20 protein-coding genes and 1 tRNA gene are annotated in these 19,664 nt (G+C 60.2%); 11 read left to right on the plus strand and 10 right to left on the minus strand.

The genetic code is table 11. From position 1 onward, the window contains the following. Genes MF268_RS05780 through MF268_RS05795 form a run of 4 tightly spaced genes read left to right on the plus strand, consistent with a single transcriptional unit; the run spans position 1 to position 4,124 of the window. On the plus strand, positions 1-423 hold the full coding sequence (locus MF268_RS05780) for a DUF1801 domain-containing protein (protein WP_238369944.1): 423 nt from the start codon (positions 1-3) through the stop codon (positions 421-423). Next, the gene (locus tag MF268_RS05785) at positions 408-1,505 is read left to right on the plus strand and encodes an ABC transporter ATP-binding protein (RefSeq protein WP_238369945.1); all 1,098 of its coding nucleotides are present in this window, start codon (positions 408-410) and stop codon (positions 1,503-1,505) included. The genes MF268_RS05780 and MF268_RS05785 overlap by 16 nt, the downstream gene beginning before the upstream one ends. Next, the gene (locus MF268_RS05790) at positions 1,498-2,493 is read left to right on the plus strand and encodes an ABC transporter ATP-binding protein (protein ID WP_238369946.1); all 996 of its coding nucleotides are present in this window, start codon (positions 1,498-1,500) and stop codon (positions 2,491-2,493) included. The genes MF268_RS05785 and MF268_RS05790 overlap by 8 nt, the downstream gene beginning before the upstream one ends. A gap of 11 nt (positions 2,494-2,504) precedes the next feature. Next, positions 2,505-4,124: a dihydroxyacetone kinase subunit DhaK gene (locus tag MF268_RS05795; protein ID WP_238369947.1), complete on the plus strand. Its 1,620-nt coding sequence runs from the start codon at positions 2,505-2,507 to the stop codon at positions 4,122-4,124. A 6-nt stretch (positions 4,125-4,130) separates the two neighbouring features. On the opposite strand, the gene MF268_RS05800 is transcribed toward MF268_RS05795, so the two are convergent. Then, positions 4,131-5,528 (minus strand): MATE family efflux transporter, encoded by a 1,398-nt coding sequence (locus MF268_RS05800; protein WP_238370214.1) that lies wholly within the window; start codon positions 5,526-5,528, stop codon positions 4,131-4,133. A gap of 10 nt (positions 5,529-5,538) precedes the next feature. Then, a complete protein-coding gene (locus tag MF268_RS05805) occupies positions 5,539-6,051 on the minus strand; it encodes a PaaI family thioesterase (RefSeq protein ID WP_238369948.1) in 513 nt (170 codons plus the stop codon). Between the two features lie 131 nt (positions 6,052-6,182). On the opposite strand from MF268_RS05805, the gene MF268_RS05810 reads away from it, so the two are divergent. Beyond that, positions 6,183-6,629: a winged helix-turn-helix transcriptional regulator gene (locus MF268_RS05810; RefSeq protein WP_238369949.1), complete on the plus strand. Its 447-nt coding sequence runs from the start codon at positions 6,183-6,185 to the stop codon at positions 6,627-6,629. A 99-nt stretch (positions 6,630-6,728) separates the two neighbouring features. Here MF268_RS05810 and MF268_RS05815 read toward each other — a convergent pair whose 3' ends face one another. Then, entirely contained in the window at positions 6,729-7,115 is a 387-nt protein-coding gene (locus tag MF268_RS05815; protein WP_238369950.1) for a RidA family protein, read from the minus strand. 125 nt (positions 7,116-7,240) lie between these two features. Here MF268_RS05815 and MF268_RS05820 point away from each other — a divergent pair, with 125 nt between their 5' ends. From MF268_RS05820 to MF268_RS05845, 6 genes are all read left to right on the plus strand, one after another. Further along, a complete protein-coding gene (locus MF268_RS05820) occupies positions 7,241-7,939 on the plus strand; it encodes a glutamine amidotransferase-related protein (protein ID WP_238369951.1) in 699 nt (232 codons plus the stop codon). Continuing rightward, a complete protein-coding gene (locus MF268_RS05825; protein ID WP_238369952.1) occupies positions 7,936-8,730 on the plus strand; it encodes a creatininase family protein in 795 nt (264 codons plus the stop codon). Before MF268_RS05820 ends, MF268_RS05825 begins: the two co-directional genes overlap by 4 nt. After that, a complete protein-coding gene (locus MF268_RS05830) occupies positions 8,727-9,956 on the plus strand; it encodes an amidohydrolase family protein (protein WP_238369953.1) in 1,230 nt (409 codons plus the stop codon). The genes MF268_RS05825 and MF268_RS05830 overlap by 4 nt, the downstream gene beginning before the upstream one ends. Further along, positions 9,953-11,356: an FAD-binding oxidoreductase gene (locus MF268_RS05835; RefSeq protein ID WP_238369954.1), complete on the plus strand. Its 1,404-nt coding sequence runs from the start codon at positions 9,953-9,955 to the stop codon at positions 11,354-11,356. The genes MF268_RS05830 and MF268_RS05835 overlap by 4 nt, the downstream gene beginning before the upstream one ends. A gap of 121 nt (positions 11,357-11,477) precedes the next feature. After that, positions 11,478-11,984 carry a DUF2165 family protein gene (locus tag MF268_RS05840; RefSeq protein ID WP_238369955.1) on the plus strand — a complete coding sequence of 169 codons (507 nt, stop codon included), beginning with the start codon at positions 11,478-11,480 and terminating at the stop codon, positions 11,982-11,984. 449 nt (positions 11,985-12,433) lie between these two features. After that, positions 12,434-13,177, plus strand: a complete 744-nt coding sequence (locus tag MF268_RS05845) for a VPLPA-CTERM sorting domain-containing protein (protein ID WP_238369956.1) — start codon at positions 12,434-12,436, stop codon at positions 13,175-13,177. Between the two features lie 95 nt (positions 13,178-13,272). Here the strand turns inward: MF268_RS05845 and MF268_RS05850 are convergent, their stop codons facing one another. From MF268_RS05850 to MF268_RS05880, 7 genes are all read right to left on the minus strand, one after another. Next, positions 13,273-15,924 (minus strand): aminotransferase class III-fold pyridoxal phosphate-dependent enzyme, encoded by a 2,652-nt coding sequence (locus MF268_RS05850; RefSeq protein ID WP_238369957.1) that lies wholly within the window; start codon positions 15,922-15,924, stop codon positions 13,273-13,275. Positions 15,925-16,510: 586 nt separating this feature from the next. After that, positions 16,511-16,585, minus strand: a tRNA-Phe gene (locus MF268_RS05855). 83 nt (positions 16,586-16,668) lie between these two features. Further along, positions 16,669-16,851, minus strand: coding sequence for a DNA gyrase inhibitor YacG (locus MF268_RS05860; protein WP_238369958.1), 183 nt, complete (start codon positions 16,849-16,851; stop codon positions 16,669-16,671). Further along, complete coding sequence (locus MF268_RS05865; protein WP_238369959.1) at positions 16,851-17,870, minus strand: ribonuclease E/G; 1,020 nt, start codon at positions 17,868-17,870, stop codon at positions 16,851-16,853. The genes MF268_RS05860 and MF268_RS05865 overlap by 1 nt, the downstream gene beginning before the upstream one ends. Then, positions 17,867-18,445 carry a Maf family protein gene (locus MF268_RS05870; RefSeq protein ID WP_238369960.1) on the minus strand — a complete coding sequence of 193 codons (579 nt, stop codon included), beginning with the start codon at positions 18,443-18,445 and terminating at the stop codon, positions 17,867-17,869. The genes MF268_RS05865 and MF268_RS05870 overlap by 4 nt, the downstream gene beginning before the upstream one ends. Positions 18,446-18,455: 10 nt before the next feature. Next, the gene (gene infA / locus MF268_RS05875) at positions 18,456-18,674 is read right to left on the minus strand and encodes a translation initiation factor IF-1 (RefSeq protein WP_005978431.1); all 219 of its coding nucleotides are present in this window, start codon (positions 18,672-18,674) and stop codon (positions 18,456-18,458) included. Between the two features lie 82 nt (positions 18,675-18,756). After that, the gene (locus MF268_RS05880) at positions 18,757-19,635 is read right to left on the minus strand and encodes a carbon-nitrogen hydrolase family protein (protein WP_238369961.1); all 879 of its coding nucleotides are present in this window, start codon (positions 19,633-19,635) and stop codon (positions 18,757-18,759) included. Positions 19,636-19,664 lie beyond the last annotated feature (29 nt).

The raw sequence follows: 19,664 nt of genomic DNA on the forward strand, positions 1-19,664 counted from the left end.
ATGGCTGTGCCTGCTGCCCCCAAGGACGTCGATGCGGTGTTTGCGGCGATGGCCCCGCCGGTTGAGGCCCGCGCGCGGGAGTTGCGCGCGCTGGTGTTCGACGTGGCTGAGGCCGAGGGGCTGGCCGCACCCGAGGAGACCCTGCGCTGGGGCGAGCCCGCTTACCTGCCTGGGAAATCCGGTACGGCCGTGCGCATCACGGCGGATAAATCGCGTGAGGGCTGCAAGGTGCTGGTACATTGTCAGACCTCGCTGGTCGAAACATGGCGCGATCGTTTCGGCGACCGGCTGGGCTTCGAAGGCAACCGTGCCGTGCTGGTTCCGGCCAGCGAACATATCGACCGGCACGCGCTGGCGATCTGCATCGCCGATGCGCTGACCTATCGCAAAAAAGAAGGAGCCCGCCCGTGGCTGAGATCGTGATCCGCAACCTGCGCAAGGATTTCGGCGCGTTCAACGCGGTCAAATCCTCGAGTTTTACCATCGCCGATGGCGAGTTCTTCATGCTGCTCGGGCCCTCGGGCTGCGGCAAGACGACGACGCTGCGGATGATGGCGGGGCTGGAACTGCCAACCTCGGGAGAGATCTATATCGATGGCGAGGAGGTCGGGATGAAACCGGCCAGCCAGCGTGATATTGCCTTTGTTTTCCAAATGTTCGCGCTTTACCCGCATATGAACGTGGGCAAGAATATCAGCTATCCGCTGATCAGCCAGGGGATGCCGCGCGCCGAGGTCAAACAGAAGGTGGCTGAGGTGGCGCGGATACTTGGGATTGAAAACATCCTGAACCGTCCGGTTGGCGGGTTGTCGGGCGGGGATCGGCAGCGCGTGGCGCTGGGCCGGGCCATCGTGCGCAATCCCAAGGCGTTTTTCATGGATGAGCCGCTGGGCGCGCTCGATGCCGAGTTCCGCGAGCATATGGCCGAGGAATTGCGCGCCCTGCATGACCGGATGGGCGCGACGACGGTTTACGTGACCCATGATCAGCTTGAAGCGATGCAGATGGGCGACAAGATCGTGGTGATGAACCACGGGGTTGTGGAACAGTTTGGTGTGCCTCAGCAGATTTACGACTGGCCGGCGACACGGTTCGTGGCCGAGTTCATCGGGTCTCCGCCGATGAATTTCCTCGATTTTCAGGGCAGGGTCGATGCCGGTGCCGAAAAGGTCATGCTGGGCGACAGCGGCTTTGCGGTGCCGCGCCAGCATGACGGGGCGAGCGGGGATCTCACGCTGGGGGTGCGCCCCGAACATGTCCGGTTGAGCGATGCGGCGCCTTATCGTGGTGAGATCGTCGCGGCGGAATACCTTGGCACGACGCAGATCATCACGCTCGACACCGCCTTTGGCCGGGTCAAGGCGCGTACGCCATCGCATGAGGTGGTGCGGGTCGGCGACCGGACCGGGCTGGAGTTCGACGCGCGCACGCTGAGTATCTTTGATGCGGGCACCGGCCGGGCGCTGGTGTCGGATTCGAACAGGGAGGCGCTTGCCCATGGCTGAGGTCGTTTTATCCGGGATCTCGAAACGGTTCGGCGAGGATGTTGCGCTCGACGATGTGTCGATGACCGTGCCAGACGGCTCTTTTGTCGTCCTGCTTGGCCCGACCGGGGCGGGCAAGACGACAACCCTGCGGATGGTATCGGGGCTGGACGTGCCGGACCGGGGCAAAATCTCGATTGACGGGCGCGACATGACCGGGCTGACGCCTGCGCAGCGGGATGTGGCGATGGTGTTCCAGCAGTATTCGCTTTACCCGCATCTGACCGTGCGCGAAAACCTTGAATTTCCGCTGAAATCTCCGGTGCTGCGGACCCCGCAGGACCAGATCGACCGAAAGGTGGGCGAGGTGGCAGAGATCCTGCAGATCTCGCACAAGCTGGGGAACAAGGCGACGGAGCTTTCGGGCGGCGAGATGCAGCGTGTGTCCATTGGCCGGGCGCTGGTGCGCAACCCGTCGGTCTACCTGATGGACGAGCCGCTGAGCTCGCTGGATGCCAAGCTGCGTGCCGATCTGCGCGTCGAGTTGAAGAATATTCAGGCCCATTCCGGCGCAACGCTGCTGTACGTGACCCATGACCAGATCGAGGCGATGACGATGGCGACCCATGTGGGCGTGCTGGATCACGGGCGGCTGGTGCAGTTCGGCACGCCCCGGCAGATCTACGAAGACCCGGTGAGCATCTATGCCGCAAGCCGTCTGGGGCTGCCGCGCATCAATGTGCTGCCTGCGGACCTGTTTGGTCATGCGCCGGACCGGGCTGCCTATATCGGGTTGCGTCCGGAACAAATCGCGCAGGGCGAGGGGCAGGAAAGCCATGTGACGCGGGTGGAGCATCTGGGCGATCAGACCCGGCTGCACCTGAAATTTCAGAACCACGATTTGATTACCGTGACGGATGCGCATACGCCGCTGGTTTCAGGCGATGTGGTGCGCATCCAACCGAAGAAACCGCTGTTTTTCGACGCTGATGGCGCAAGGCTCGGGTAAGGGAGCACGACATGACCCATTTCATGAACAAGAAGGAAGATATCGTCACCGAGGCGATTGACGGTGCCATTGCCGCTTCGGGCGGGGCGCTGTCCCGCCTGGATGGTTACCCGCATATCCGTGTCGTGGTGCGCAGCGACTGGGACAAGTCCAAGGTGGCGCTGGTGTCGGGGGGCGGGTCTGGGCACGAACCGGCCCATGCGGGATTCGTCGGGCAGGGCATGCTGACAGCGGCGGTTTGTGGTGACGTGTTCGCCTCGCCCTCGGTTGATGCGGTGCTGGCGGGAATACTGGCGGTGACGGGGCCAGCGGGCTGTCTGCTGATCGTCAAGAATTATACCGGCGACCGGTTGAATTTTGGGCTGGCCGCAGAGCGGGCACGGGCGTTCGGGCTGAACGTGCGGATGGTCGTGGTGGATGATGACATCGCGTTGCCCGACCTGCCGCAGGCACGCGGCGTTGCGGGAACGCTTTTCGTGCACAAGGTTGCGGGCGCGGCCGCCGAGCAGGGCGCGTCGCTGGACGAGGTGGCCGAGGCGGCGGAACGGGTGATCGGGGGGATTTATTCCATCGGCATGTCGCTTGATACCTGCACCGTGCCCGGCTCGCCCAAGGAGGGACGTATCCCTGAGGGCATGGCCGAGCTTGGGCTGGGTATTCACGGCGAGGCCGGGGTCGAGCATCTGGAATACGAGGGCGCACGGCAGGCGATGGGGTCGATGGTGGACAAGCTGTCCGCCGTCATGTCCGGCAAGCCCTGCGTTGCGCTGCTGAATAATCTGGGCGCGGTATCGGTGCTCGAAATGTCCGTGCTGGCGGCGGAGTTGCGGCGGTCGGCCATCGGCGAGCGTATCAAATGGCTGGTGGGACCGGCGGCGTTGATGACCTCGCTTGATATGCGCGGGTTTTCCCTGACGGTTTTCGAAGCGGGCGAAAGGGATCTGGCACTGCTGCGGGAGCCTTGCGGAGTGCGGGCATGGCCGGGCACGGTGGAGCTTGTCGCGGATAACGTGCTGCCTTTGCCCGATGGACTCGCGCCGATCAAGGCGATGCCCTCGGCCCATGAACCGACCAAGGCTTTCCTTATCAAGTGCTGCCAGGTGCTGATCGAGGCCGAGGACGACCTGAATGCGCTGGATGCGAAGTCGGGTGACGGGGATACCGGCTCGACTCTGGCGGGGGCGGCGCGGGCGTTGATCGACGCGCTGGATTCGCTGCCATTGGCCGATCACACGCAGCTTTATCGCGCGATCGAACAGGAGCTGAGTCAGACCATGGGCGGTTCGTCGGGCGTGTTGCTGGCGATCTTCTTTGCTGCGGTGGGCGATGCGTCGTCATCCGGGATGCCGATGCGGGATGCGCTTATGGCGGGTCTGGAGCGGATGCAGCAGATCGGCGGGGCTCGTCTGGGCGACCGGACGATGATCGACGCGCTGAAACCGGCGCTGGACGAGTTGGGCAGCGGTATCGGCTGCGCGGCACGGGCAGCGCGGGAAGGAGCCAACCACACTGCCACGATGACCCGGGCCAACGCCGGGCGGGCATCTTACATCAGCGCCGAGCAGCTTGAGGGCCATGTGGATCCGGGCGCCGAAGCCGTGGCGCGTTTGTTCGAGCGGCTGGCGTCGTAATTCGACTTAACGCCAGCGGGTGCGGTAAACGGCAAGGGCAATGACAGCGCCGTAAATGGCCATGCCGGCGCCTATGGCGGCAAAGACCCCGCGCACGCCCATGTCGGTCGTGTTCACCAGCAGCATGGCACCGCCGAATGCCACGGTGATCCGGGCGAGGCTGCCGATGACAGGCCAGGCCATGCGGCCTGCGCCCTGGCTTGCGAAATAGAGGGCGAGGCCCAGTCCGAAAAAGCCGTAGAAGGGCGCGACATAGCCAAAGTAGGCGCGTCCGGCTGCGAGTGCTCCGGTTTCGGACGGGGACAGGAAGATGCCGAGCCAGAGATCGGGGAACAGTGCGACGACCAGCCCGATAACGCCGACGATAGCTGCGGCGGCAAGGGAGCCGGTCCAGGCGACGGCCAGCGCGCGAGGTTTGTTGCCTGCACCGATGTTCGCGCCGACCATCGCGGTCAGTGCCGCACCGATGCCAAAGACGACCGGGATCATCAGGAATTCCAGCCGCGCGCCAAGGCCGTAACCGGCGAGGGCGGCTTCTCCGAAGCGACCGACCATGCCGACCATGAGAATGATCGTGAGAACGGTCAGGAAGGAGTTGACCGAGGCAATGATACCGACGCGAAGGATGTCATAGAAAAAGTCACCTTTCACCCGCGCGGGGCGCAGTGGCAAACCGGCGTGACCGGTGAGGATGTAAAGCAGCGCGACAATCGCGCCGATGGCGTAGGAGAGGGTCATGCCAAGGGCGAGGCCGGACATGCCGAGCGCGGGCAGGGGGCCCCAGCCAAGCGCCAGACCGCCGGAGAGGGGAATGGTCGCGAGCGAGACAAGAAGCAGGAGAAGGGAGGGTGTTCCCATGTTGCCGGTACCGCGAATGACGCTGAGCGTCGAATGGCAGAGCCAGAGCGCGATGCAGCCGGGAAAGAAGACGCGGGCATAATCGAGCGCAGCGGCGATGGCATCTTTTCCGCCACCGAGCATGCCAAAGATCATTGCTCCCAAGAGCCACATGATCAGCGCCGTCATCAGCGCGATGAGCGCTGCGATGATCCACGCGGCGACGGTCAGACCGGCGGCGCGGCTGACGTCACCTGCACCAAGGGCGCGGGCAATCGAGGAAGAGATTGCGCCGCCCATCGAACCGGCCGAGAGCATCTGCGTCAGCATGACGAGCGGGAAAACCAGCGCGAGGCCGGCGAGGGCGGAAACGCCGAGCTGGCTGGCAAAAATGCCTTCGGCGATGCTCATCGCTGCCTGTACGACCATCGCAAGCACGTTGGGCGCAGCGAGCCGCGCGAGCGTCGGGCCGATGGGGTCTTCGAGCAAGCGCCGGGTGCGCAGGGCGCGGGCGGTTTCGGCCAGCTGGGCGCGGCCCGGCGCTGTGCCTTCGGCGGCGTGCTGCATGGTCACGGGATCAGCTCTGGGGTCGGAGCGGGAAGATGAAGCAGGTGGCTGAGCCATGCGCATAGAGCTTGCCATCTTCGATACCGGTAAGGCGTGCCTCGGCGGTGGCCATCTGCCTGCCGCGATGGATCAGGCGACCTTCGGCTTGCAGTTTGCCCCCGTTCGGTTTGATGGCGCGGGTGTAATTGACCTTTAGCTCGGCAGTGGTGAACCCCAGACCGGCATCCAGCGAGGTATGCACAGCGACACCGAGCGCGGAATCGAGCAACGTGGCCGCAAAGCCGCCGTGTACCGAACCCATTGGGTTCAATAGAAAATCTCCGGGCTCGGCTTCGAATGTGACATAGCCGTAGTCGAGTTCTTTCGGGATCGACATGCCCATTGTGTCGCCGATGGACGGCGGAGCACCGATTTCACCCGCCACCATCGAGCGCATGTATTCAAGGCCGGAGAGCCGCATCGCCGAAAGCGAATCGAAGCCGACCTCTGAGTATTCGTAGGTACGTGTTTTTCGTAAGGCCATGGGTTTTCCCTATGCTTTTCAGGTGCTTCTGGCAGGGCAGGTGTGCCACATATGCCAATAAAGTTCCTTTTTAGAACTGACTCATGAGTAAGTTCCCTTTTGGAACCTGTCAATATGCGTTAGAAGGACGTATGAAGTGGGATGATCTAAGAAGCGAATCTTGCCCCGTAGCGCGCGGGCTTTCGGTGATTGGCGACCGATGGACGATGCTTGTCCTGCGGGATTGCTTTCTGGGGGTGCGGCGGTTCGAGCAGATGCAGGAGCGTCTGGGCATCACGCGTCACGTGCTGGCGGACCGTTTGCGAAAGTTGGAAGAAGACGGGGTGCTGAGGCGCGAAGCCTATCAGGACCGCCCGTTGCGGCACGAATACCGGCTGACCGAAAAGGGCAAGGCGCTTTACCCGGTGCTGGTGACGCTCATGGCCTGGGCCGAGGAGCATGTGCCGCCCGAGGAAAAGAGTTCAATGACGCTCTTGTCGCGGGATACGGGCGAGGTTCTTGAGCCGGTTCTGACTGATGCGAACACGGGCCAGCGGATCACGCATCGCAACGTGATGGCGCGACGAAACACCGAATGATTTGAATGGCTTGTTCAGCCGCGTTCGGTGTGCTGTCGATCCCTACCGCTCATCGTACATGAAGGCCGCATTGCCTTGTCGCCGCGTAAAGAACCGCCGTCAGGCGGCGGCCAGAACTTCGACCTCGACCTTGAATTCGGGACGGGTGAAGCCCGAGACAATCACAAGTGTCGAGCTTGGCAGACGCGCCGCGCTCCCGACGAATTCGTCGCGGGCCCGCATGTAATCCGCCATGAATTGTCTGTCGGTCACATAGGCAGAGATATGGGCGACATCCGAGTTTGTCATTCCCGCCTCGGTCAGAATGGCACGGATCGATTGAAAGCAGAGAGTTGCCTGATCATAGGCGCTATGGGGAATGAACCCGTCCTCTTGTATGGCCAATTGGCCGGAGGTACGGACGATGCGTTTTCCGGCAGGGATTTCGGTGCCATGGGAATAGGCGCCGAACGGGGCCGCAAGAGTAGCTGGATTCAGGGCTTTCATGGCGATGATGTTCTCCTGCCGGTAATTGGGGGTTGAATGGTTGGCCGGGTTCTGGAATTTATTGCCTACTCTCTGGCACAGATTTTTCACTAGGGCCACGCAACCTACTTCCTGAGGAGGATGATATGGGCCAGCGTGTGCTGTCTGTACGCCATGGTAATGAACCCAAAGACGATCGTGCGACCGCGTGGCTGACGCGGTCGGGATATTTCGTAGATACCCGGCATCCCTATGCCGGCGACAAACTTGGCGAGCCGGGAGACGATCTGGCCGCCACGATTATCTACGGCGGACCTTTCAATGTTTACGAAACCGACAGGCATCCGTTCCTGCGCGAAGAATACCGCTGGATTGACGCCTGTATGGCCAAGGGCATCAAGGTGCTTGGCATCTGTCAGGGCGCCCAGATGATTGCGCATCATCTTGGGGCATGGGCCGGTGCGCCTGCCAACGATGTTTTCGAGTTCGGTTATTACGAGATCAGCCCAACCGAGGCGGGAGCTGGCTTTCTCGACGCGCCGATGAGAGTGTGCCAGTCGCATTTCCATACGTTTGACCTTCCATACGGCGCGGTTCATCTGGCGCGGGGCGAGAATTATGAGAACCAGGCCTATCGCTATGGAGAAACCACCTATGGGTTTCAGTTTCATCCGGAAGTGACAAAAGCCGGGTTCCGGCGCTGGCAGGATCGGTGGCCCGAGGTTTACGAAAAGCCCGGGGTTCAGAGCAGGGAAGAACAGGACCGGTTGATCGCGCTGCATGATGCACGACAGGGGGAATGGTTCGGTGGGTTCCTATGTGATTTCATCGGTAGAGCGGCATGAGCGTTCAGGGCTATTGGAGCGATTTGCCCTCGTCGGCGTTTCGCGCCTTACCCTCGGATACGATTGCCGTGTTGCCGCTGGGCGCGACGGAACAGCATGGGCCACATCTGCCGTTATCGGTCGATAGCGATATCATCGGTGCTATCGCGGCGCGGATGCTGGATTGTATCAAACCGGAGCAGTCGGTTCTGGTGCTGCCCTCGTTCACGGTCAGCAAGAGCGACGAACACGATGCCTTTCCCGGTACACTGACCTATTCGGCGGAAACCATGCTGGCGATGCTGCGCGAGATCGGTCGTTCCGTGGCCCGGGCCGGGGTTGACCGGCTCTTGTTTCTCAACGGGCACGGGGGGAACGCCGCCCTTTTGCAGATCGCTGCTCGGGACCTGCGACGCACGGAAAACCTTATGGCGGCAAGCTGTTCGTGGGGCGGGTTCGCCGAGTGGGAAACGCATTTCGATCCCGCCGCGTACAGTCTGGATATCCATGCGGGGGAGTGCGAGACGTCGATGATGCTGGCCATTCGCCCGGACCGTGTCGACATCGCCAAGGCCGCAGATTTTCGCAGCGACTTACAGGAGTGGGAGGAGGATTTTCCCCGTATCGGTCTAGTCGGCAAACCGGTCAACCCGGGGTGGCTGGCGCAGGATCTGCACCCCGAGGGCGCCTGTGGCAATGCCTCGGCGGCAACGGTGGAAAAAGGCGAGGCGCTGCTTGAGAGTGCGGGCCGGAACCTTGCTGATTTCCTTGCGGAATTTGCCCGGTTCGATCATCGGAAGTCGGCGCAATGATGAATGCGATAAACGGTGAAGACCGGATCGCGGGAATTCTGGTGCCTGCGTCGCTCGTATCCGATCCGCTCAAATTTGGCGGAGAGCGGCGGGACGATTGCATCGCTGGCGATCTTGTCCTGAAGGAGGGACGAGCGGTCGGGCTTGAACTTGCGACGGAACAGGCCGAGCGGATTGTCTTACCGCGTCTGACCGAGCCGCATGTCCACTTGGACAAATGTCACAGCGTGCATCGGCTTGAGAATGTCGGCGGTAATCTCAAGGGGGCGATCAAGGCGCAGAAAGCCGATATGGCGGGCTGGACGGAGGAGGATCTTCGGGCGCGCGCCGGGCGCGGGATCGATGAATTGTTGGCCTCGGGCTGCGGTGCCGTGCGCACGCATGTGGACTGGTCCGATGACGATGACCCTAGTGTCGAGCCGCTTGCATGGGCCGTGTTGCACGAGCTGGGCGAGGATGCCGATCTGCTACTTGAATGCGCGGCCCTGACCGACATTGGCGCGCTTGCCGATAGTGGCCATGCGAAGACTTATGCGCGCGCGATTGCACATCGCGGCGGCGTGTTGGGGGCATTCGTCTTCGATCAGCCTGAGCGCGACGCGGGATTGCGCAACGTGTTTCGCGAGGCGGAACGACTTGGGCTGAAGCTCGACTTTCATGTGGACGAAGGGCTGGAGCCGCAGCTTGACGGGTTGGAGCGGATTGCGGATGCGGCGCTTGCCGTTGGTTTCGAGGGATCGATCCTGTGCGGACATGCCTGTTCGCTTGCGAATTACGCCGAAAATGACGTTGCCCGGATCGCCGACAAGCTGGCTGAGACGGGTATAGCGGTTACCGTTCTGCCGCAGACGAACCTTTACCTGCAGGACAGGAGGCAGGGAACGCCGGATCGGCGCGGCCTGACGCGGCTGCACGAATTGCGGGCGAGGGGTGTTACCGTTGCCCTTGGCGCGGATAACGTGCGCGATGCTTTTTGTCCGGTTGGGCGGCACGATCCGCGCCACGTGTTGTCGCTGGCTGTGGTAGCGGCGCATCTCGACCCGCCTCTTGGCTCTCACCTGCCGCTGATTACGACGGCTGCCCGGCGGGGGATGGGGTTGCCGGACCTGACAGTCGATGGCGCCGCTGTCGAAGACCTGCTGATCTGCGATGCGAACAACACGAGTGATCTGATATCCGGGGCTGCGTTGCGTCCCTTGTCCGAAACAAGGAGTTCGATGCGATGACAGGTAAGTCCATCCAAATCGACTGGGGAAAGATAGGGCAGGCACTGGCTCCGGTGGAAATTATCGACGAACCGGTTCTGGTCAAAAAGCGGTCTCGGGATTTCTTCTGGTATTCTCCGCTGCTGAATGCCCAGCTTAAACAATGTTTCGGCGATCTGGTGGCGCGGCCAAAAAACCGCGACGAACTCGGCCATTGCCTTGCTGTGGCCTACGCCAATGACCTGCCCGTGGTCCTGCGCGGCGGCGGGACGGGGAATTATGGTCAGGCGGTGCCTTTGCAGGGCGGGATGATCATCGAGACGACGGGTATGAACCGGATTCTGGAGATCGGTGAGGGGTTCGTCCGGGTCGAGGCCGGGGCGCTGATGGCGGATATCAACCGGGCGTTAATTCCCGAAGGATGGGAAATGGCCATGTTCCCCTCGACCCAGGATATTGCCACCGTCGGCGGTTTCGTCGCGGGTGGCTCGGCCGGGATCGGTTCAATTGCCAATGGGGCGCTGCGAGAAAAGGGCAATATCATCAGCCTCAGCGCCCTGTCCGTCGAGGAAATGCCGCAGGAGCGCGTCTTTGATACTGAGGACGCTTTGCAGATCCACCATGCCTGGGGGCTGAATGGCGCAATCACCGAGGTCACGCTTCGCACGGTGCCGACGCAGAACTGGATCGGCTGCATGGCCACGTTTGACAGTTATCGCGACACCTATGCGGCCGGGTATGATCTGGCTGTCGCGGCAGAACTAGGATGCAAGCTGTGTTCGACGGTCGATGCCCGGATTGTTGAGTATTTCCCGAGACTTAAGGGTCATATCCGTGAGGGGAAGCATTTGCTGGTCGCGATGGTCCCCGAGAAGGAAGTCGAAGGGTTTCGCAGTCTGATCGAAGAGCGAGGGGGACATGTCGATCTTGCGCTCAGTGAGACGGAGCGGGAGGCGAGGTCCATCCCGCATGTCTTTGAGTTTTCTTACAATCATACCACGCTGCAGGTGCTGAAAGCCGACCGCTCGGCGACCTATCAGCAGATCGGTGTCAGCGATCCGGCGAATGCGGACGCGATTGCCGCCATCGGAGAGGCGCTGGGCGATGATGTCTGGCAGCATCACGAGTTTGCCAAGGTAGACGGGAAGGTAACCGCTTTTGACCTGCCGATCATCTGGTTTACCGATGAGGAAAGGCTTCGCGAAATCGATGCCACCTACGAAGCGGCCGGGTTTCCAGTTGCGGATGCACATTCCTACCACGTTGAGGGCGGCGGGTTGAAGAACGCGGATTACCAGCATCTTGCATGGAAGAAACGCATGGATCCCAAGGGGTTGCTGAACCCTGGCAAGTCGCGGGTCTGGGACAGCGTCAAGCATCTGGCACCAGATGAGATTGAGGCGATGGCGGATCGGTCCTGAACGGGAAGGTGTCATGCTTTGGGACGGGATTAACCTCAACGATTGCGGCATGCCGAAGGTCTGAAGTCTGCGGCAAAGGAAGGTCGATCGCCCCGGAATGGGCGCATGAGACGGAGGTGAAATGCTTGAGACGATACTGATTTGCGCCCTGTGTTTTCATATGATCTGCATGGCGGCCTGGCTGACCATCGGCGTCGTGGAAAACATCGTACATCCGTTTTTGAACGAAACTTTCACCGCGCTAGTTCTGGATATGGAGCGGATGCGGGCCGGATATCCCGAAGCCTACGAGCATGTTGCTTACCGCCGGTTGGCCAGTCGCAGGACGCAGCGCGCGTTTTTTTACGTGGCGATCGTCCTTGAGGCAGTAACGGTCATCTGCCTGTGGGCCGCGGTTGTTGCGCTGGGAGCGTCTGTTGGCGGTTGGCTTTCGGTGGAACTTGCGCTCGGGCTGGCGTTGATCGGGGCCACGATGTTCAGTTCCCTCTGGGCAGGGTTTCTGATCCTGGGAAACTATTTCTGCTACTGGTTCGGTCACGAGGGCGGACAGAACACGCATTTTCACATGCTGCACTGGGGCATGGCTGCCACCCTCTTGGTGGTCGTCTGCATCGTCGTTGTCTCTTGAAGCCGTGAGCAATTCAGCGAGAAAGCGTTTGCGCTAACCGACTTACGGGATGTGCTGAGCTGAGCCAGGGCAGCCTGTGTCAATGTTTGCATCTGCAGAAAGAGAATCGGTCTGCAAGGTTTTTCCGCTTTTGGTAGGCAGAGGCACCGTGCGGCGGCCCGAGTGCCGGTGCTGTTTTGGCAATTTGCAGCCGGAGGTTGTTGTCCGGCTTGGAATTTCTATTCACTGACAATGGTTTATCGCACAGGGTTATTGTTCATTATTTGTTAACAAAAAACCTCCTGATCGCGAAGCTTTCCTTTACTCAAGGGAAAGATCATCGTATATTGCAACTCATACGGGTGGTGCTCCAACTAGTGGTAAATTGTCCCGGTAAAGTAGGCCCCGGCCGAATATCAAGCTCGGTTCCGAGGTTTCATGTGAGATTTCAAAGTTGCTGGAGAATTGATATGAAGTTTGGTTTATACAGCGGATTGATCGCGGGCACGATGGCATTGGCCGCCGCCCCCGGATATGCCGCAACAGTCATGCTAACGATCGACGAGTTCGACTCGGTGCAGACTGTAAAGGACGTGCCATCGACCAGTTTCGTCAATAATTCCGAGGTTGCTGACGCTGGCGTACTGGGTGGTTATCGTGATTTCGAAGTTATGAATACCGCCGCCACGGGCAACCCTGAGGACGCAACCGAGTTGCGTTCGGAAGCAGGGCTTCTGTCTTTCTCGAACATCGCCGGGGCGTCCGGTTCCGGCTATATCACCTACGACGGTCAGGATGACCCGACCACGGTCAATACGACCGGTCTTGGTGGTATCAACCTCGAGATCGGGACAAATCCGTACTTCGCATTCGATGTCGCCTACTTTGATCGTAACGTGTTCATCGAGATCACCGCTTGGGACATGCTGGGCAACGTCGTTTCCTATTCGGAAACACTGGCTGCCGGTTTCAACCCCAACCTGCCGTTCTCTGATCTGATCGGCGATCCCAATTTCGACTGGACACAGGTCGGTGCGTTGCAGTTCTTCGTGGACTCGAGCAACACCGAGATCAGCGTCGACGGCCAGTTGAACTCGATCAAGGTTGTCGCAGATATGAACGTAATTCCGCTGCCGGCATCAGGACTTCTGCTGCTGGGCGGGATCTCCTCCGCCGGGTTTCTCCTGAGGCGGAAACGGAGGAAGAGCAGCTGAGCCCGGAACACTCAGCAGCTTGAAAACCCAAGACGGGGCGCCCAGCGATAGGCGCTCCGTTCTTGTTTGTGCGGTGCGTTTTGAGATCAGCGGTGTCAGGACAGGGCGCGCTGGGAGGCTTTTTCGGCGATCTGCTCGGCGCGGCGAGACCATCTTGTGTCGACTTCTTTAGCGAATTTGCCGATGTGCCGCGTTTTCAGATGCTGGCCGTACCATTGCGCCGGAGCGGGTTCGAACCCGTGTTCTTCGGCCAAGCGGGCGATGTGGTCGGCGTCTTCCAGCGACAGCTTTGAGCCGATGCTGAAATCCCGTGTTTCCCCCGCCAGTGTCAGCAGCACCGTTTCGCCAAGGCAACCCCAGCAGAGATTCTCGGGCAAGGTCTGGAAAGGACCCAGATGGATGTCGAACGGGGGCGAGACCAGTCCTCCGTCGAACACGAGAACATTGTCGCGGCCCGCTTCTGAATTGGCGACATTCGGTGGCCGGGCCACGTCGCAGACCAGCGTGCCAGGTGTCATGTTGGCTGGATCCATGAGCGCCATTTCGGCACTTGTCGCGACAAGCACGATATCCGCTGTTTCAAGCGCAACATCCAGCGGGGTGGTCCAGTCGAGCAACGGTTCCATGCCACGACCGCGCCAGTAGGTCTGCAAGCGTTCGGGCAGGGAGTTGCGCTCTTTCAGGCTTTCGCTCTTTTGCTGCGCAGCAAAGGCCCGCAGATCCCGCGCAAGATCACCGGCCATGGGCGAGTGGTCCTTGCAGATCGTTTCGCACAATTCGTCAGCGACCCGTGCCAGCAGGGCAGGCGAGAAGGGGTTGGCGGCATTCCCGACAAGGGTCATGCTGCCCGCCTTGCGCGCCAGCATCAGCGAAGCCAACCGTCCGATGGCGCCGGAGGCGCCAACGATCACGACATGGGCTTCGTCCAGGGGAATGCCGGTGCAGGCGGCCATACGTTCGATGGCCCTTACCGCAGAGACCGTCGTTAGAGTGTTGCCGCTGGTGATGGGCGTTCCAAGACCAGTAACCAATTCACCGCCTCGGCTGGCAATGGAGGTGAAGGCACCAAGGCCGACGCGGGAGGTGCCTTCGGCTGCGGCTGTCTCGACGGCGGTCTTGATCATCTGGCCTGCCATCTTGCGGCTTTGGCCCCGCATTTCGTTTGGCAGCAAAGGTACAGAGATGATTGTCCCGCGCGCGGTGGCGCCCGTTTTTGAGCGAACTTCGGCCACATGACGGACAAAGCCGGGGCCGAGTTTCTTGACCCAGTCGCACCAATTCTCGAGTTCCTCCGGGGTGAACCTGCGAAACGTTGGATCCGAGCGAAAGATATCTTCGATCTCGGTATAGTGGATCAGGAACGAGAATGTCCCTGCCTGCTGGGTCACGGGGTTTCCCGCGACCGGTGGCAGATCGGCCTCGGATGTGGATGTAGCGATCTGTTCGACCGGTTTCTGCACGAGGTGCCGGACCAAGCGATAGGCATCTGCCGAAGCGAGAACCTCGCAGAGATCTTCGAGGGCTACCAGTGCGCGGTCGATTTCGGCACGTCCGACGATAAGCGAGGGCTGCAGCCGGATAACCGACGTTTCGTTGAAAAGCGGTGCGGTCAGCAGCTGATGCTGGTTCAGAAGGTAAGAAGAGATTAGCGCTGTGATCCCGCCGTTCAGACTGGCAAAGCCCAGAACTGCGGAATGCGAGCTGTTGTCGAATTTCTGGAATTCCAGCCCCATCATGTAGCCGCGCCCGCGTACCTCGCGGATCACGGAGGGAAAACGTCGCTGCAGATCTTCCAGACCTTTGCGGAAGTGGGCGCCGTTATCTGCAACATTGCCGATCAGGTCAATCTCCGGATTCAGGAGATGATCAATCGTTGCAAGGGCTGCACGGCAGGCCAGACCGTTCCCGGCAAAGGTCGAGCTGTGCCGCCGTCCGAACCGGTCGTCCCAAGCGGACGGTCGGGCAATACAGGCACCGATGGGCATCATGCCGCCACCCAGCGCCTTGGCGAGCAGCAACATGTCGGGAACTTCCTCGCCGTCGGAGCAGGCGAAAAGCTCCCCCGTACGTCCCAGCCCGGTCTGGATTTCGTCAAGCACGCTCAGCACACCGTATTCTCGGCAAAGCGCGATGGCGGCGTCGATGTAGCCTTTGGGCGGGCAGACGACACCGCCTTCCCCCTGAATGGGTTCGACGATGAAAGCGGCGATCCTGTCATGCGCGGCTTCTAGCAGGCTGCGCAGCGCTTCGATATCGCCATAAGGAACATAGCAATAGTCGTCGGTCGCGACCGCAAACCCGTCCTGATACAGGGACTTTCCTGTCGCCGAGAGCGCGCCCATCGTCTTGCCGTGAAACCCGTTCTGCGTCGAGAGGATGATCCGGCGTCCGGTCCGGATGCGGGCCAGTTTAATGGCGGCCTCGGCCGTTTCTGCCCCACTATTGGCCAGCGTGACAATCGACAGGTCGCCAGGGGTGACTTCTGCCAGACGATCGGCCAGCCTTTCGGCATGGGGGCTGCGCATCGGCTGGATCATCAGTGGCGTTTCCTCGATCTGCGCCCTGTTGATTTCGGCCCAGATCTCAGGAGGATTGTGACCGAAAGGCAGCGCGCCGTATTGAGACAGAAAGTCGAGGATCTCGCGGCCTTCAGCATCTCGCAACATCGTGCCCGAACCGCTGGTGATTTCGACATCGAGTGCGAAAAGAGAAAGCAGTTCTCGACGAGACGGGTTCAGGGTAGGCATATTTGCTTGCATGTTTCTTTGCCGGCAGGGTTCGAAATTCCGGTCGGGCCGGACTCGAAACGGTTACTGGTTTAGCAAGAGCGCTGGCGGATTAAGCCAGGCTTGCAAGGATTGCAGGATGAGTGATGAGACGTGAGCGGAATCTCAACCTTTTGTTGAGCAAAAATCGTCGTGTAGCAAGAGCGCTCCCTACGTAAACTTGGGCCTAAGCAGTATCCTGCTAACTTTGTGGACACACTGACGCGGAAGACCGCCAATCAACCTGAACGCGTACGCTGAATAGCTATTATTCTGCCCATATTCAGACAAGTGTTAGCGAAAACGAAAGGAATATCTGGTTGTCGCCATGACGATTGGCGCGACGCGGATGTTGACGGTCTTCGGCAAGTGGCACTGCCGAGACGCAGTCCGTCACGTAGTGCCGTTGTGGCGACAGCGCTACGGATTGACGTGCCATTGAATGGAGGCGGCCGTTGTCTGCTGTTATGGGTGTCAGTGCGTCCCAGTGATCTGAGCGCAGTTCAAAGGCAACAATCTTAAAGGCATACTTGGAGTCGCCGGGCAGGGGCAGATTATGTTTTTAGAATGGTGCCCGGGGGCGGAATCGAACCACCGACACGAGGATTTTCAATCCACTGCTCTACCCCTGAGCTACCCGGGCACCGGGAAAGGATGAACCTTTCGGGTTTCGGCGTTCTAGGGCTATGTGAGGTGGGTGTCCAGAGGCTTTTTTGATGTTTTGGATTAATGTGGTCCGTGCTTGGCGCGTTCCGCTTCTTCCAGCGCTTTCTCGACGTCTTCGGGCTCTTCGGACGGGATCGCGTAAGAGCCGGAAAGCCATTTTCCCAGATCTCGATCTGCGCAGCGGCGCGAGCAGAAAGGGCGGTATTTGGGATCGGTCTCTTCGGCGCAAATTGGGCAAGTCATTAGGAAACCTCGTGAAATGGAAGGCGACCGCGTTTGCGTTGCAGTTCGTAATGTCCAAGAGGGGTCCAGCCTGCAAGCACCGTATCCTCGGAATCGGTCTTGAAGGCGGCGCGCAAAGCGGTCTCAAAACCGCGGCGGTCCTTTTTTGGCATAGGGGCAAGATCAAGGGTGATCTGACCGCCCAGCCCCCTAAGCCGCAGCGCCCGGGGCAGGGCGCGGGCACAAGCCATGTTTGCTTTCAGGCCGGCGGCCAGGGAGGTGTCTGACCCTGTGTTCACATCGACGGAAACAAGCGCCCGGGTCGGCTCTATGAACAAATGGCCGCCACCGGAAAGCGGCTCATATGCCTGACCAATCGCTTCCAGATCGTCCAAGATATCCAGTTCCTCGAATCCGCCGGGCTCGCTCAGAACCTCTGCGGGATCGCTCCATTCCCGCCATGCGAGCGTATGGGCGCCGTCGCCCTCGACCAAGGTTTCGACATCGTCGCCGTCATCTGAGAACACCTGCCCCGCCAATGCGGACATGGCTTGGATATCTTCGGCTATTTCTTCTGGTTCGCCGCCGTCGCAGGCGGAACGAAGGATCAGCCCGTGGTCGCTGTTGGTCATCACGTCATGAGCGATTTCAAGCAGGCCGTTGCGCACGTCTTCGTCCCGTATGGATCGGGAAACGTTTATTCCCGGCGCATCCGGGGTGACGATGGCGTAGCGACTCTTGAACAACAGCTTGCTCGTAACCGGAATGGCTTTGCCCGGTTCGGGATAGCTGGTGACCTGGACCAGTAACCTGCTTCCGGGCGAAAGGCCTTTTACCTGCCTGAGAAAAGCCGGGCCGTCAGGCGTTGTGACAAACATCCCGCCCTGACCTTTGACGGGCCGGTCAGCGCGCGCGCGGTAGATCGTACCCGGGGCAGGCTGGTCGCTGTCGATCAGGAAGTCCTCGAGCTTGCCGTCCACGACCAGCGCGGCGGCATCGCGGCCTTTCCATCTATCAAGTATGATCGTCCGACCCTTCATGAATTTTCCCCGTGTAGCGGATAGCCCGCAGCTTGCAACAGGTTGGCCGTCTCGGAAAGAGGCAGGCCAACGATGCCTGTGAACGACCCTGAAATCCATGGAATGAAGGCCCCTGCCGGTCCCTGGATACCGTAACCGCCCGCCTTACCCTGCCAGTCATTGCTATCAAGATAGCGGCTCAGCTCGGGTTCTGACAGGCGCTTCATCTTGACTTGACTGGTCACGTTCTTTTGCCAGAACCTGTCGTTCTTTCGAATGGTGACCGATGTGATGACCTGATGCCGTCGACCTGAGAGGGTGCGCAGAAAGTTCTCGGCTTCCGAGCGGTTTTCCGGTTTGCCCAGGATGCGGCGACCGAGCGCGACGGTGGTATCGGCGCAAAGCACGATGTCATCGGGTTCGACCGAAATTGCCTGAGCTTTCTGGGATGAAATCCGTGCACAATAGGTACACGGTTTCTCTGCCTTTAGCGGTGTTTCATCGATATCCGGCGGTCGCACTGCATCAGGGATGATCCCGAGCTGAGCCAACAGGTCCAGCCGCCGGGGGCTGCCGGATCCGAGAATAAAAGCCACGGATGCGGCGTTACTTGAAGCGGTAGTTGATCCGACCCTTGGTCAGATCGTAAGGCGTCATTTCGACTTGAACCTTGTCGCCAGCCAGAACACGGATGCGGTTCTTGCGCATCTTGCCTGCCGTATGTGCGATGATTTCATGGCCATTCTCAAGTTCGACCCGAAACGTCGCATTGGGCAGGAGTTCCTTCACGACGCCGGGGAATTCGAGAGTGTCTTCCTTGGCCATGTTGTCTCCATTGCAATGGTGTCCGCCAAGTTGCGGACCGTGCGCTTAAATGATCCTCTTCGGGCGTTTTTTCAAGGCGCAATCAACCCAATTCCACAAAAGTTACCGATTTCGTACGGTCATCCTGCTCATCCCAGTGGCTGCGATTGCGCACGATCCCGTCCTTTCGGACATGCGCGACGGCGGCAGGGTCGAACTCGGCATAGGTCCAGCCTGGCTCATTCAGCTTGCCTTCGGCCAAAACGCCGGTTTCCGGAAAGCCGGTATCGGGCGGACCGAACACGCCGCCCGCCCCGTGTCCGTTGTCGACAGCCTCGGACCATTCGGCACGGCCCACGATGGACGACATTGCCGAGACACACTGGTTTTCCAGCGCCCGCGCCATCGCACCGATGCGCACGCGCCAATATCCGGCGAGCGTTTCAGTGCAGGAGGGCACGAGGATGAGATCGGCATCCGATACGGCGCGGCTCAAAAGAGGGTACTCGCTGTCGTAACAGATAAGGACGGCGATCTTGCCCAACGATGTATTAAACAGTTTCAATGGGTTGGCGGGTGCGATGTCCCACGGGTCCCGTTCGAACATCGTCATTATCTGCTTGTCCTGAAAGTCGATTTCGCCACTGGGGGTATAAAAATAAGCGCGATTGACCGGACGACCGGAGGCCTGTTCCACAGGACCTGATGCGCCCAGAATATAGACTCCGTGCTTCGCCGTGAGTTTCTTGTGCAGCGCCTGCACGTCTTCCATGCTTTCGGACACGGCGAAGAGCGATTTTTCGAGATCGGCCGCGATGTCTGCGCCCGCCAGAGTCGCCAGTTCCATGGCTCCGTATTCCGGAAAAACCAATAAATCGGCGCCATTGTCTGCAGCCTCGGCCACCCAGGACGAAAGCTTGTCTTCGTATTGCGACCAGTTTTCGAAAAAGTCGAGCGGGTAGGCAGAAGTTGCGATTTTCATGGGGGTGTCCTGTGCGGTTTGGCCTATTC

Source organism: Heliomarina baculiformis (assembly GCF_019966545.1).
Lineage (GTDB): Bacteria > Pseudomonadota > Alphaproteobacteria > Rhodobacterales > Rhodobacteraceae > Heliomarina > Heliomarina baculiformis.